The sequence below is a fragment of the Acidipropionibacterium jensenii genome (genome assembly GCF_005890135.1).
GTDB lineage: Bacteria > Actinomycetota > Actinomycetes > Propionibacteriales > Propionibacteriaceae > Acidipropionibacterium > Acidipropionibacterium jensenii.
Genome location: NZ_CP040635.1, coordinates 1,912,331 through 1,925,515 on the forward strand (window position 1 = coordinate 1,912,331; position 13,185 = coordinate 1,925,515).

Below are 13,185 nucleotides of genomic sequence, written 5' to 3' on the forward strand. Positions count from 1 at the left end.
CAACCACCAGCCAGCCGACCACCACCCAGGGAGAGCTCCGATGACCGGATTCGCCACCATCGACCAAGCCCTCGACGAGCTGCGGGCGGGACGCCCGGTCCTCGTCCTGGACGACGAGAACCGCGAGAACGAGGGGGACGCCATCATGGCCGCCTCCCGGGCCGACGCCCACTGGGTCGGCTGGATGATCCGACACACCTCGGGCTACCTGTGCGCCCCGATGACCGAGGAGCGCGCCGACCGCATGGGGCTGCCGCTGATGTGGCCCGAGAACCAGGATCCGCTGCGCACCCGCTACACCGTCTCGGTGGACGCGTCCGAGGGCACCACCACGGGCATCGGGGCCGGCGAGAGGGCCCACACCTGCCGGGTGCTGGCCGATCCCGCGTCGACCCCGGGCTCCTTCGTGCGGCCCGGCCACATCCTGCCCCTGCGCGCCCGCCCGGGCGGCGTCCTGGAGCGTCGGGGTCACACCGAGGCCGCGGTGGACCTCACCCGGCTGGCGGGCCTGGACCCGGTCGGGGTGATCGGAGAACTGGTCGACGACGAAGGCCGCTGCCTGCGCACCCCCCAGGTGCTCGAGGTCGGGCAGCGCGCGAACCTGTGCGTCATCACCATCGACGAGCTGGCGCACTGGCGCCAGGACCATGACGACCGGCTGCCGGCCGTTCCCCCCTCCAGGGTGAGCGCCGGCCAGCCCGCCACCCTGCCCACCGAGTCCGGGGTCTTCACCCTCACCTGCTACGCCGACCACGCCACCGGCGCCGAGCACCTGCTGATGGTGCCGGCCCGCGGCGTGCAGGCCGACGACGGCGGGCCGAGCTGGGTGCGGGTGCACTCGGAGTGCCTCACCGGAGACGCCCTGGGATCGTTGCGATGCGACTGCGGTGAGCAGCTCCACTCGGCGATGGAGAAGGTCAGTCGGCACGGCGGGGCAGTGATCCTGCTGCGCGGCCAGGAGGGTCGCGGGGTCGGCCTGTTCAACAAGATCGCCGCCTACCACGCCCAGGACAACGGCCTGGACACCGTCGACGCCCAGACCGCCCTCGGCCTGCCGATCGACGCCCGGGAGTACGGGGCGGCCTCGGCCATCCTGGCCGACATGGGCCTGTCGAGTGTGCGGCTCATGACGAACAACCCGGCCAAGACCGACTCGCTGCGCCGGGCCGGCTGCCGTGTCGAGCAGGTTCCCCTGGAGGTGCCGGCCCATCCCGAGGACCTGCGCTACCTCATCACCAAGCGCGACCGGATGGGCCACAGCCTGGCCATCCCCGAGGACGCCCGGGTCGCCGAGTCCGAGAGCCAGACCCCCGGAAGCATCATTCCCGGAACTGCCGGGGTCCAGGGTCGCGACGACACGACCTCGTCGGCCACCGACACCATCGGGACCGATTCCGCAGACCACACCGACCAGAACCAGGAGCACATCGCATGAGCACCACCAATGGCGCAGCAGGACAGGCCAGCCCCGACCTGGGGACACTGAACGGCACCGGCCTGAGGGCCGCGATCGTCGCATCCCGGTGGCACCAGGTCGTGATGGACGGTCTGGTCGCCGGAGCCCTGGCAGGGCTGTCCGGGGCCGGCATCGACCACCCCACGGTGGTGCGGGTTCCCGGCTCCTTCGAACTTCCGGTGGCCTGTTCCCGGCTGGCCGGGCAGTTCGACCTGCTGGTCGCCCTCGGCGTCGTCATCCGGGGCGGCACCCCCCACTTCGACTACGTGTGCAACGCGGCCACCAACGGCCTCACCCAGGTGGCGGTGAGCACCGGGACGCCGGTCGGCTTCGGGGTGCTCACCTGCGACGACGAGGCCCAGGCGCTGGCCCGCTGCGGCATCGAGGGATCCATCGAGAACAAGGGTCGCGAGGCCGCCGAGGCCGCCCTCGCGACGGTGCTCGCGCTGCGGGCGGCCGCCTGCTGAGGCGGTCCGCCGGTGGTGCGGGGGCGAACCCGGCATGACGGGGGAACCGACGAGCGCGTCGAGGGCCGAGCCGCGGACCGGAGTCACCCAGGTGACTCGCGTCGGCCGCGGTGGCGTCTCACGGCGGGACCGGGTGCCCGGGGCGGGCGGATACAGTGTGCTCGTGGCCCTTCGCGTGGTTGTCCTCGTCTCCGGTTCCGGGACCCTGCTCCAAGCTCTCATCGATGCCCACGACGCCGGCGAGCTGCCCGTCCAGATCGTCGCGGTGGGCTCGGACCGGGCCGGCATCGAGGGTCTTGCCAGGGCCGACCGGGCCGGTATTGCAACCTTTGTCGAACCGCTGACCAAGGGCGCCGACCGGTCCGAGTGGGACCGTCGGATCACCGCCGATGTCGCCGGTTTCCAGCCCGACCTGGTGGTCTGCGCCGGATTCATGAAACTCCTCGGGCCCGCCTTCCTGGCCCGTTTCGGCGGTCGCGTCATCAACTCCCACCCCGCCCTGCTGCCCTCCTTCCCCGGCGTCCACGGTCCCCGCGACGCGCTGGCCTACGGGGTACGGATCACCGGCGCCACCGTCTTCATGGTCGACGCCGGGGTCGACACCGGACGGATCCTGGCCCAGCGGGCCGTGGAGGTCGCGCCCGACGACACCGTGGAGACCCTGCACGAGAGGATCAAGGTGCAGGAGCGCCAGATGCTCGTCGAGGTGGTCGCCGACCTCGCCACCACACTGACATCCACCGAACCCAGCACTCCCGACTGACCGGTCGGGTCGCCGCGCCGACATCAACCACATCTGAAGGGACTCCCTGTGACCGATCGCCAACCCATCCGTCGTGCCCTCGTCTCCGTCTACGACAAGTCGGGCCTCGACGGCCTGGCCGCAGCCCTCGGCCGAGCCGGCGTCTCCGTGGTGTCCACCGGGTCGACCGCCAAGGCCCTGGCCGCCGCCGGCCTGAAGGTCACCGAGGTCAGCGAGCTCACCGGTTTCCCCGAGTGCCTCGACGGTCGCGTCAAGACCCTCCACCCGAAGGTCCATGCCGGGATCCTCGCCGATCGCCGCCTGGAGTCCCACCGCGCCCAGCTCGCCGAGCTCGGCGTCGAGCCCTTCGACCTGGTGGTGTGCAACCTCTACCCGTTCAGCGAGACGGTGGCCAGCGGCGCCGGGTTCGACGACTGCATCGAGAAGATCGACATCGGCGGGCCCTCGATGGTGCGCGCCGCCGCCAAGAACCACGCCTCCGTGGCGGTCCTCACCTCTCCGGGCCAGTACCAGGGCCTCGAGGAGGCGCTGGCCGCCGGAGGCTACACCGAGGCCGAGCGACGGGTCCTGGCCGCGAAGGCCTTCGCCCACACCGCCGCCTACGATGTCGCGGTGGCCGGCTGGTTCGGCGGCCAGGACGGCGTCGCCGTCGACGGCGTCCCGACCTTCGTCGGAACCACCGGCAAGCTCAAGGAGAAGCTGCGCTACGGCGAGAACTCCCACCAGGCCGCGGCGGTCTACCTCACCCCCCAGGGGCCCGGACTGGCCGGCGCCGAGCAGCTCCACGGCAAGGCCATGAGCTACAACAACTACGTCGACACCAACTCGGCCCGCCGGGCCGCCTTCGACTTCGACGACCCCTGCGTGGCGATCATCAAACACTCCAACCCGTGCGGCATCGCGATCGGGGCCGACATCGCCGACGCCCACCGCCGCGCCCACGCCTGCGACCCGTTGAGCGCCTTCGGCGGCGTCATCGCCACCAACCGCCCGGTCAGCGTCGAGATGGCCGAGCAGGTCAAGGACATCTTCACCGAGGTGGTGGTGGCTCCCGGATACGACGACGGTGCGGTGGAGATCCTGTCGCGCAAGAAGAACATCCGGCTGCTGGTGGCCGCGGCCCCAGACCTGTCGGGCCATGAGCTGCGCGAGATCGACGGCGGCCTGCTGATGATGGAGCGCGACCTCTTCCAGGCCCCCGGTGACGATCCGGCGCACTGGACCCTGGCCGCCGGCGAGGCGGTCTCGAAGGAGGATCTGGCCGATCTGCTGTTCGCCTGGAAGGCCTGCCGCTCCGTGAAGTCAAATGCGATTCTGCTGGCCCACGACGGAGCCTCGGTCGGTGTCGGGATGGGTCAGGTCAACCGGGTGGACTCCTGCAAGCTCGCCGTCGAGCGGGCCGCTGACAGGGCTGCCGGTTCGGTGGCGGCCTCCGACGCGTTCTTCCCCTTCGGCGACGGACCCCAGGTCCTCATCGACGGCGGCGTCAAGGCCATCGTCGAGCCCGGCGGGTCGATCCGCGACCAGGAGACGGTCGACGCCTGTGCCGCAGCCGGGGTCTCGCTGTACTTCACCGGGACCCGGCACTTCTTCCACTGAGGTGCGGCCCACGTCCTCTCACCCGCAGTACCCCCACCCGCGGTACCCATACCCGCGGTACTCCCGTCGCCCCGGCGAGTATCGGCACAGTGCGTCCCGGGACCCGCTGTGCTGATTCCCGCCGGGGCGACGCCGGTCGCGCTGGGCCGCCAGGCACTCGCCCTGGCGGCCCGGGGCGCCCGCGACGCCGGGAGGCGCACCGTCCTGGTGCCCTGGTACTGCTGCCAGACGATGGTGACCCCGTGGGAGCTGGAGGGGATGTCGGTCCGGCGCATCCCGGTGGGCCCGGACCTGTTGATGGATGCTGCGGCCCTGTCGCACAGCCTCCGGGACTGTCGTGAGGCGGGGGAGCACCCGGTGGTGCTGCACTGCCAGACCCTCGGGCTGCATGCTGGCCCGCAGTTGGCAGGCGTGCTCGCCCGGGTGGCGCGGACCGGCGCCCTGGTGGTCGACCGGACCCACTCCTTCCTCGAGGACCACTGTCCCCACGCATCACCGGACGCATCACCGGGTTGCGACGCTCCCGCTGGGAGTGTGGAGATCGTCAGCTCCCGGAAACTGCTGCCACTGGCCGAGGTGGCCTGGATCACCGGCCCCGATCATCGGCTAGCGGGGCGCACGCCGGCGGATGAGGATCTCACCGCGGCCCGGATGCGCTACCTGGCCGACCCTCGGGTGAGCACCTTCGAGGAGGTCGAGGACCTCGCCGACAGCGCCTGGACCCCGGTGCCCCCGGACCGACAGGCGCTGGACCGACTCCGCGAGTTCGACGCGCCGGCTCTGGTGGAGCAGATGAGGGCCGGCCGGGAAGCGGTGATGGCGGGGCTCGCCGTACAGCATGCGGGAACTGCGGTGGAGGTGGTCAATCCCCGGGCGGTGTGCCCCCTGGTGGTGAGGGCGGCGGGTCGACAGGCAGCCGACCGGATCGCCGAGGAGCTCCACGGTCAGGGGCTCGACGGACCCATCCACTGGGACCGGCCCGCCCACCTTGCCCCGGTAGGCGGCAGCGAGTGGCCCGACGACCTGGTCTGCCTGCCTGTCGTGATGGACGCGGACCAGGTGGCCACCGTCCTGGAGATCCTGGGCCGGACAACCAGCTGAGGGTTCTGCCTGTTCCCCGGCCTCACGGCTGGACCGATTCATCCGCGCGGATTCTTAACAGAGGGATGACCAGGACCGTCACCGCTGCGGCGATGACGCCGAACAGGAGGATCGATCGTGCACCCGTGGTCGCTGCGCCGCCGATGCCGGTGGCCAGGAAGGTGGTCGCCGCAGTCATGGTGAGGGTGCCGGAGATCGACTCGGCCATCACAGCGGCATTGCTGACGTCCAGGTCGGTCAACCCGTCAGGCTCTTCTGGCGGCGTGAAGAGCACATTGAGGGTGTCGACGTAGCAGAGGCCCATTCCGATGCCTGCCAGGGTCCATCCCACCGCGAGAATCGCGATCGGGCCGATGCCGAGCCATCGGGTGGAGGCACAGGCCATCACCACGACACCCAGGGAGAGAACCGCCACTCCCAGACCTGCGCGGCGTCGATAGGCGGCGATGTCGGAGGCCGGTCTCCAGCCGCAGAACAGGCCGATCAGAGCCCATCCGAGGCCTCCGGCCATGAGCACGATCCCGATGTCGCGGGCACCGCCGCCGAACACGTCATGGGCGACGATCGCGACCACCGAGTCGGCGGCGAAGTAGAGCCCGCACAGCCCGAACATGAAGGCGATCACCGCCTGCCGTCGCGATCTCATCCGGAAGGTCCCGTCCGGCAGCACCCGGTGGGTCGCCACCGAGAGCAGCGCGACGCCGACGGCCAGCAGCACGACACGCAGCCACCGCGAGTCGATCGGGGCGGCGATGCAGGCCATCGCCACCGCCAGCAGGACGGCGTTCGACCAACTGATCCGGCTGTCCCGGGAGGGTTCGCGGTCGGGGAGGTGGCGCGCCACGATCGCGCGGGCGGCGAGCAGCACCGGCAGGTACACCACCATGGCCCATCGCCAGCTCAGGGCATGGGAGATCCAGGCGGCATAGGCCGGGCCGAACAGCGCCGAGATGACCCACATGGCAGACATCGCGGCCAGGGTGATCTGGCGCACCCGTCCCTCAAGCCCGGTGACGACCGCACCCATCGACACCGTGGCGATGCAACCGGCCGCGAATCCGCGGATGGCGGTGCCTGCCAGGAACCACCAGATGCTCGGAGCGACTGCGCACAGTGTCGCCCCGGCGCAGATGAGCACGGTGAAGGCCATCAGCAGTTTCGGGATCTTGAACCGGCCCGCCAGGCCCACTCCCAGTGGCAGGCCCGCGAAGCTCGCCACCGCTCCGGTGGCCGTGACCACTCCGTAGAGCGAGCGGGCACTCAGGTCGGCCGCCATCAGGGGCATCACGGTCTGCGACAGGTAGGTCTGAACTCCCGTCAGCAGCTCCACCAGCAGCAGTCCGCCCGCCAACGCGGCCGTGGTGACGGCGCGAGCCCTCGCGCTGTGCATTTCGGGAGATGTCGCGACTGGCACCATTGGATCCTCTCCGCGGCGGGGAGGAGGCACACCTCGCGCAGCCGATGATAGATCCTCCCCCGGGTGCCCCGGAGGTTTCGCAGGTGTGGGAGCAGAGCGGCGGGCCGGATGCGGCACGGGTGGCGGGCCACCGGGACGCCGGCATGACAGGATGGGACCCGGTGATGGCCCGGTCGGTGTCCCGACCCGGACCTGCAGACAATCCGATGGGCGAGGAGAGCGATGACTGCACAGAGGCTCGACGGCAAGGCGACCGCCGCTCAGATCAAGGCCGAGCTGGCCGAGAGGGTGACGGCGTTGCGGGCGCACGGGATCGTCCCGGGCCTGGGAACGGTCCTCGTCGGTGATGACCCGGCCTCCCACCAGTACGTCCGCGGCAAGCACCGCGACTGCGCCCAGGTGGGGATCGAGTCCATCCGCGTCGACCTGCCGGCAGATGTCACCGCCGAATCCCTTGAGGAGCACATCCACCGGCTCAACGAGGATCCGGCCTGCACCGGCTACATCGTCCAGCTGCCGCTGCCGCGCCACATCGACCAGAACTGGGCCCTCGGTCTCATCGACCCATTGAAGGACGCCGACGGTCTGGCGCCGGTCTCGCTGGGCTACCTGGTGCTCAACCAGCCCGCCCCGCTGCCCTGCACCCCGCGCGGCATCGTCGAGCTGCTCAGCCGACACGGCATCGAGCTGCCCGGCAAGGAGGTCTGCGTGGTCGGCCGCGGGACGACGGTCGGCCGCCCGCTGGGCCTGCTGCTGACCCGCCGCACCGAGAACTGCACCGTCACCCTGTGCCACACCGGGACCCGGGACCTCGCCAGCCACACCCGCTCCGCCGACATCGTGGTGGGTGCGGCCGGGGTTCCCGGCCTCATCGACGCCTCGATGATCCGGGAGGGGGCGGTGCTCGTCGATGTCGGCGTCTCGCGGTCCCCCGAGGGCAAGATCCTGGGCGACTTCGCCGCCGATGTCTGGGAGAAGGCCGCCTGGGTCTCCCCGAACCCCGGCGGGGTCGGCCCGATGACCCGCGCGATGCTGCTGTCCAATGTCGTGGACCGGGCCGAGCAGCTCGCCGCGCAGAGGCCGGCGGGCTCGTGACCGTCAGGCCGCAGGTGGCGCGGGACCCCCAGACCTCCTCGCCCTGGGCCCTGCTGACCTGCCTGGCCGGGGTGGTGGTCTGTTCGGCCGTCATCTACACCGGCCACTGGCGCAAGGGGGCGATGGTCTTCGCCCTGTCGGTGCTGGCGGCGGGCCTGATGAGGCTGTTCCTCCCGGCCCGGTGGGCCGGTCAGCTCGTGGTGCGCGCCAAGTGGGTCGACTGCCTCATCCTGCTGACATCGGCGGTGGCGGTGGCCGTCCTGGTGATGGTGGTGCCCCACTCCCAGCCGTCCTGATCGGGCTGTCCCCGGGGGCTGTCGGGGCCGGTCTCCGGGACATGCCGGGCGCAAAACGCTGCGTCCGCGATTCAGTGCGGAGACCTCCGGACGCAACTCGGGGAGCCGACCGAGGTCGGCTCCCCGAGAGGTCAGGAGAGGTGGGACTCAGATGAGACCCAGCTCGGTGACGGCCTTGCGCTCGTCCTCGAGCTCGGCGATCGAGGCATCGATCTTGGCGCGCGAGAAGGCGTCGATGTCGAGGCCCTGGACGATCTCGACCTTGCCGTCGGTGACGGTGACGGGGAAGGAGGAGATGACTCCCTCGGGAACCCCGTAGGAGCCGTCAGAGGGAACGGCCATCGAGACCCAGTCGCCCTTGGCGGTGGTGCCCAGCCAGTCGTGCATGCACTCGACGGTGGCGTTGGCGGCCGAGGCCGCCGAGGAGGAACCGCGAGCAGCGATGATGGCCGCGCCGCGCTTGGCGACGGTCGGGATGAAGTCGTTCTCGACCCAGGCCTCGTCCACCAGGTCGGCAGCGCTCTTGCCTGCGACCTCGGCGTGGAAGACGTCGGGGTACTGGGTGGAGGAGTGGTTGCCCCAGATGGTCATGTGCTTGACATCGGCGACGCTGGCGCCGACCTTCTTGGCCAGCTGCGTCTTGGCGCGGTTGTGGTCGAGGCGGGTCAGAGCGGCGAAGTGGTCGTTCGGGATGTCGGTGGCGTTGGTGCAGGCGATCAGCGCGTTGGTGTTGGCCGGGTTGCCGGTCACCAGGACCTTGACGTCGTCGGCGGCGACCTCGTTGAGGGCCTTGCCCTGAGCGGTGAAGATCGCGCCGTTCTTGCTCAGCAGGTCGGAACGCTCCATGCCGGCCTTGCGGGGCATGGCGCCGACCAGGAAGGCGGCGTTGACGCCGTCGAAGACCTTCTTGGGGTCATCGCCGATCTCAACATTGACCAGGTTCGGGAATGCGCAGTCGTCAAGCTCCATGACGACGCCCTCCAAGGCCTTCAGCGCCGGGGTGATCTCGAGCAGACGCAGCTCGATCGGCGTGGAACCCAGCAGTGAGCCGCTGGCGATGCGGAACAACAGGCTGTAACAGATCTGGCCGGCAGCGCCGGTGACGGCGATCTTGACGGGAGCAGTGCTCATCGAAAGTCTCCTATAAGTCCTCTGTGACACGATGTGAGACTCACTCTAGTAGTGGCACGAATGCCACCCGGCGGCGGCCCCTCGGCTCACCGCAGGGTCGGACGGCCGCCCTTGCCGGGGCCCGCGCGGGCGCTGTCCGCGGCCGGTCACCGAGCCTTCGTGCCGGCCCCTCACCGCACCGGAGATGCCGGCCCGAGGACCCCTGCTGCCGGAGATCCCCGCTGTCTGAGATCCCTGCTACCGGAAGATCCCTGCTACCGGAAGATCACCGTGCGCCGACCGTCCACGAAGGTCCGGTGCTCGCAGAACAGCCGCACCGCCTCCGCCAGAGTCGTCGACTCGGTGTCCTGACCGATCGCGGTGAGCTGCGCGACGGTCTGCGAGTGGTCCACGCGCTGGACGTTCTGCTCGATGATCGGGCCCTCGTCGAGATTGTCGGTGACGAAGTGGGCGGTGGCGCCGATCAGCTTGACCCCGCGCTCGTGGGCCTGACGGTAGGGACTGGCCCCCTTGAACCCGGGCAGGAAGGAGTGGTGGATGTTGATGCACCGGCCGGCCAGCGCCTCGCACAGCTCGGGGGACAGGATCTGCATGTAGCGGGCCAGCACGACCAGTTCGACACGGCGGTCCCGCACGGTGTCCAGGACCTCCTTCTCGAACTCGGCCTTGGTCTCCCTGGTGATCTGGCGGTGCTCGAAGTCCACGCCGTAGAAGGCGGCCAGGTCTGCCAGGTCCGGGTGATTGGCCATCACCGCCACGACGTCCAGGGGAAGCCGGCCGGCCTGCCGGTTGAACAGCAGATGGGACAGGCAGTGGGGCGCTTTGGAGGCCAGCACCAGGGTGCGCAGCGGTCGGCCCAGGTGGTCCACGCTGACCGTGGCGTCGAAGGCCGGTGCGATGCCGCGCAGGGCCGCGGTGAGATACTCGGCCGAGGTCATGTCGCGAACCTGCAGGCGCATGAAGAAGCGACCCGTGTCGGTGCTGGAGAACTGCTGGAGCTCGGTGAGATTGCCGCCGGCGCTGACACAGGCTCCGGTGACGGCATGGACGATGCCGGGCCGGTCGGGGCACTGCCAGGTCACGACGAGTTCGTCATCGCTGCGACGGGTGAGGGGGAGGGGGTTGGTCACGGCCCACACCGTATCGTCTGGCGGCGGTCCGACAAGAGTGCCCGATCCCAGCTGATGGACGACGACTCCCCGCCGGGCGGCGTCGCACGGGTAGCCTGAGGCCCGGGACGGACCGCTGGTGTCGCTGGGCCGGTGGTGGAGACCGCATCCCGTCCGAGCCGCCACGACGACCGTCGACGCGGAGTCTGATCGGCCCTCGACCGACCCACGACTGCAAGGAGCATCACCTATGGCCACCATTGTCTGGACCAGGATCGACGAGGCGCCGGCGCTGGCGTCCTACTCGCTGCTGCCGATCGTGCAGGGATTCCTCCACGACTCCGGTGTCGAGGTCACCACCAGCGACATCTCGCTGGCCTCCCGGATCCTCGCCCAGTTCCCCGAGCGACTCGACGCCGATCAGCAGGTTCCCGACCACCTGGCCGAACTCGGCGCCCTCACCGCCGACCCCACCGCGTGCATCATCAAACTGCCCAACATCTCGGCATCCGTTCCCCAGCTCAAGGCCGCCATCGCCGAGCTGCAGTCCCAGGGGTTCGACATCCCCGATCTGCCCGAGCATCCCGACGACGCCTCGCGTCAGATCGCCGCCCGGTACGCGAGTGTGCTGGGATCGGCCGTCAACCCGGTGCTGCGCCAGGGCAACTCCGACCGCCGGGCGCCGGCCGCCGTGAAGGCCTACGCCAAGGCCCACCCGCACCGCCTGGGGCCCTGGACCCCCGACAACAGGGCCCGTGTCGCACACATGGCCGATGACGACTTCTACGGCCACGAGACCTCCTTCGTCTCCGGCGGGGAGACGCTGAGCATCGTCCACGTCGGCGACGACGGCACCCGGACCGTGCTGGCCGACGGCCTGGAGGTCCTCGACGGGGAGATCGTCGACGCCACCTACCTGTCGGTGGCCGCCCTCGACGAGTTCTACGAGAAGACCCTCCAGCAGGCCAAGGAGGAGGACTTGCTGTGGTCGGTCCATCTCAAGGCCACCATGATGAAGGTCTCCGACCCGGTGCTGTTCGGCCACGCGGTGCGGACCTTCCTGGCCGACGTCTTCGACCGCTTCGGAGAGGACCTGGCCACCGTCGGGGTCAACCCCGATCTCGGTCTGGCCGATCTTCTCGCCAAGGTCGACACCCTCCCGCAGGACCGCGCCGAGGCGGTCCGCCAGGCCATCGACGCAGCCTTCGCGGCCCGTCCGGCGCTCGCCATGGTCGACTCCGACAAGGGCATCAGCAACCTGCACGCCGGCAACAACGTCATCATCGACGCCTCGATGCCCACCGTGGTCCGCGACTCCGGCTGCATGTGGAACGCGCGCGGCGAGCAGCAGCAGACCCTCGCGGTCATCCCCGACCGCAGCTACGCCACCATCTACGCCGCGATCATGGACGACTGCCGGGCCAACGGCGCCCTGGACCCCGCCACCATGGGAGACGTCCCCAATGTCGGCCTGATGGCCCAGAAGGCCGAGGAGTACGGCTCCCACGCCACCACCTTCATCCTCGATCGACCCGGCCGGGTGGAGGTCCGCTCCGGTGACGAGGTGCGGGTCAGCCAGCCGGTGGCCGCCGGAGACATCTGGCGGATGAGCCGGGTCCGCGACATCCCGGTGCGCGACTGGGTGCGACTGGCCGTCGACCGGGCGCGCATCACCGGGGCTCCCGCGGTGTTCTGGCTGGACGGCGACCGGGCCCACGACAGGCTGGTCATCGAGAAGGTGAAGGCCTACCTGCCCGAGCACGACACCACCGGCCTGGAGATCCGGATCCTGCCCCCGGCCGACGCCATGAAGTACACCCTGGAACGGGTCCGGCGCGGCGAGGACACCATCTCGGTGACCGGCAATGTGCTGCGCGACTACCTCACCGATCTGTTCCCGATCCTGGAGATCGGCACCAGCGCGAAGATGCTGTCGATCGTCCCGCTGCTGGCCGGTGGCGGCCTCTTCGAGACCGGGGCCGGCGGCTCGGCCCCCAAGCACGTCGCCCAGTTCATCGCCGAGGACTACCTGCGCTGGGACTCGCTGGGCGAGTTCTGTGCCCTGCAGGCCTGCCTCGACCACATCGGGCGGACCACCGAGGGCACCCGGGCGGCGGTCCTGGCCAAGACCCTGGACACCGCGATCGGCGCCTATCTCGAGAACGACCGCTCCCCGGCCCGGCGGCTGGGCCAGATCGACAACCGCGGGTCGCAGTTCTACCTGGCCCTGTACTGGGCCCAGGCGCTGGCCACCCAGCTCGACGACGCCCGGCTCGCCGGCCGCTTCGGGCGCACCGCCGAGTCCCTGGACAACCACACCGACTCGATCCTCGCCGAGCTCCTGGCGGTCCAGGGCCATCCGGTGGATCTGGGCGGCTACTACCGGATGGATGACGACCGCGCGCGGGCCGCGATGCGGCCCAGCGAGACCTTCAACGCCGTCGTCGACGGCGTCCTCAACCGCACCCTGAGCGGAGACCAGGCCGACTGATCCGAGACCCCGGGCACCCCGGCCTCCGGGGTGGCGCACTTCGCCGGTCCGGGGGAGCGCACCACCCCGGAGGGCGCCGACCTTGGTCGGACTCGTCGGTCGTCCATAGTCTTGGGGCCGTGGGACGATCAGGCAGCGGTCAGCGGGACACCTCGGACGGCGGGGGAGCGGGGCGGTGGGCTCCGCCGAGCCGTGGAGTGCACCCTCGCGGGACCTCCTGCCCCGGGACGAGCGAGGGACTCGCGGTGTCCCGGCGCTGC

Annotated in this window: 10 protein-coding genes and 1 pseudogene; 8 read left to right on the forward strand and 3 right to left on the reverse strand. The window is 70.4% G+C overall.

Features of this window, described 5'->3' with window-relative positions:
* Positions 1-40: 40 nt before the first annotated feature.
* The 5 genes and pseudogenes from ribB to FEZ32_RS08490 form a co-directional block, all read left to right on the forward strand.
* Positions 41-1,270 (forward strand): annotated as a pseudogene (gene ribB, locus FEZ32_RS08470) (3,4-dihydroxy-2-butanone-4-phosphate synthase); the annotation flags it as partial.
* 161 nt (positions 1,271-1,431) lie between these two features.
* On the forward strand, positions 1,432-1,923 hold the full coding sequence (gene ribH / locus FEZ32_RS08475; RefSeq protein ID WP_028702877.1) for a 6,7-dimethyl-8-ribityllumazine synthase: 492 nt from the start codon (positions 1,432-1,434) through the stop codon (positions 1,921-1,923).
* A gap of 163 nt (positions 1,924-2,086) precedes the next feature.
* Positions 2,087-2,686 carry a phosphoribosylglycinamide formyltransferase gene (gene purN, locus FEZ32_RS08480; RefSeq protein WP_036981375.1) on the forward strand — a complete coding sequence of 200 codons (600 nt, stop codon included), beginning with the start codon at positions 2,087-2,089 and terminating at the stop codon, positions 2,684-2,686.
* Between the two features lie 48 nt (positions 2,687-2,734).
* Positions 2,735-4,285, forward strand: coding sequence for a bifunctional phosphoribosylaminoimidazolecarboxamide formyltransferase/IMP cyclohydrolase (gene purH, locus FEZ32_RS08485; RefSeq protein WP_028702878.1), 1,551 nt, complete (start codon positions 2,735-2,737; stop codon positions 4,283-4,285).
* A 108-nt stretch (positions 4,286-4,393) separates the two neighbouring features.
* Positions 4,394-5,386 (forward strand): hypothetical protein, encoded by a 993-nt coding sequence (locus FEZ32_RS08490; RefSeq protein ID WP_051238236.1) that lies wholly within the window; start codon positions 4,394-4,396, stop codon positions 5,384-5,386.
* Positions 5,387-5,408: 22 nt separating this feature from the next.
* Here FEZ32_RS08490 and FEZ32_RS08495 read toward each other — a convergent pair whose 3' ends face one another.
* Entirely contained in the window at positions 5,409-6,776 is a 1,368-nt protein-coding gene (locus FEZ32_RS08495; RefSeq protein ID WP_051238237.1) for an MFS transporter, read from the reverse strand.
* A 249-nt stretch (positions 6,777-7,025) separates the two neighbouring features.
* Between FEZ32_RS08495 and FEZ32_RS08500 the strand changes: the two genes are divergently transcribed.
* Positions 7,026-7,898 (forward strand): bifunctional methylenetetrahydrofolate dehydrogenase/methenyltetrahydrofolate cyclohydrolase, encoded by an 873-nt coding sequence (locus FEZ32_RS08500; RefSeq protein WP_097798488.1) that lies wholly within the window; start codon positions 7,026-7,028, stop codon positions 7,896-7,898.
* Positions 7,895-8,194, forward strand: coding sequence for a DUF3017 domain-containing protein (locus FEZ32_RS08505; protein ID WP_232020923.1), 300 nt, complete (start codon positions 7,895-7,897; stop codon positions 8,192-8,194). Before FEZ32_RS08500 ends, FEZ32_RS08505 begins: the two co-directional genes overlap by 4 nt.
* Before the next feature lie 147 nt (positions 8,195-8,341).
* On the opposite strand, the gene FEZ32_RS08510 is transcribed toward FEZ32_RS08505, so the two are convergent.
* Both FEZ32_RS08510 and purU read right to left on the reverse strand, forming a co-directional pair.
* Entirely contained in the window at positions 8,342-9,325 is a 984-nt protein-coding gene (locus FEZ32_RS08510) for a malate dehydrogenase (RefSeq protein WP_028702882.1), read from the reverse strand.
* Positions 9,326-9,579: 254 nt separating this feature from the next.
* Positions 9,580-10,455 carry a formyltetrahydrofolate deformylase gene (purU, locus tag FEZ32_RS08515; RefSeq protein ID WP_138680407.1) on the reverse strand — a complete coding sequence of 292 codons (876 nt, stop codon included), beginning with the start codon at positions 10,453-10,455 and terminating at the stop codon, positions 9,580-9,582.
* 229 nt (positions 10,456-10,684) lie between these two features.
* Between purU and FEZ32_RS08520 the strand changes: the two genes are divergently transcribed.
* Complete coding sequence (locus tag FEZ32_RS08520; protein ID WP_138680408.1) at positions 10,685-12,925, forward strand: NADP-dependent isocitrate dehydrogenase; 2,241 nt, start codon at positions 10,685-10,687, stop codon at positions 12,923-12,925.
* Positions 12,926-13,185: the final 260 nt, after the last annotated feature.

Coding starts and splice junctions, on each gene's coding strand:
- ribH (WP_028702877.1), top strand. CDS start 1,432: ATGAGCACCACCAATGGCGCAGCAGGACAGGCCAGCCCCGACCTGGGG.
- FEZ32_RS08495 (WP_051238237.1), bottom strand. CDS start 6,776: ATGCACAGCGCGAGGGCTCGCGCCGTCACCACGGCCGCGTTGGCGGGC.
- FEZ32_RS08500 (WP_097798488.1), top strand. CDS start 7,026: ATGACTGCACAGAGGCTCGACGGCAAGGCGACCGCCGCTCAGATCAAG.
- FEZ32_RS08510 (WP_028702882.1), bottom strand. CDS start 9,325: ATGAGCACTGCTCCCGTCAAGATCGCCGTCACCGGCGCTGCCGGCCAG.
- FEZ32_RS08520 (WP_138680408.1), top strand. CDS start 10,685: ATGGCCACCATTGTCTGGACCAGGATCGACGAGGCGCCGGCGCTGGCG.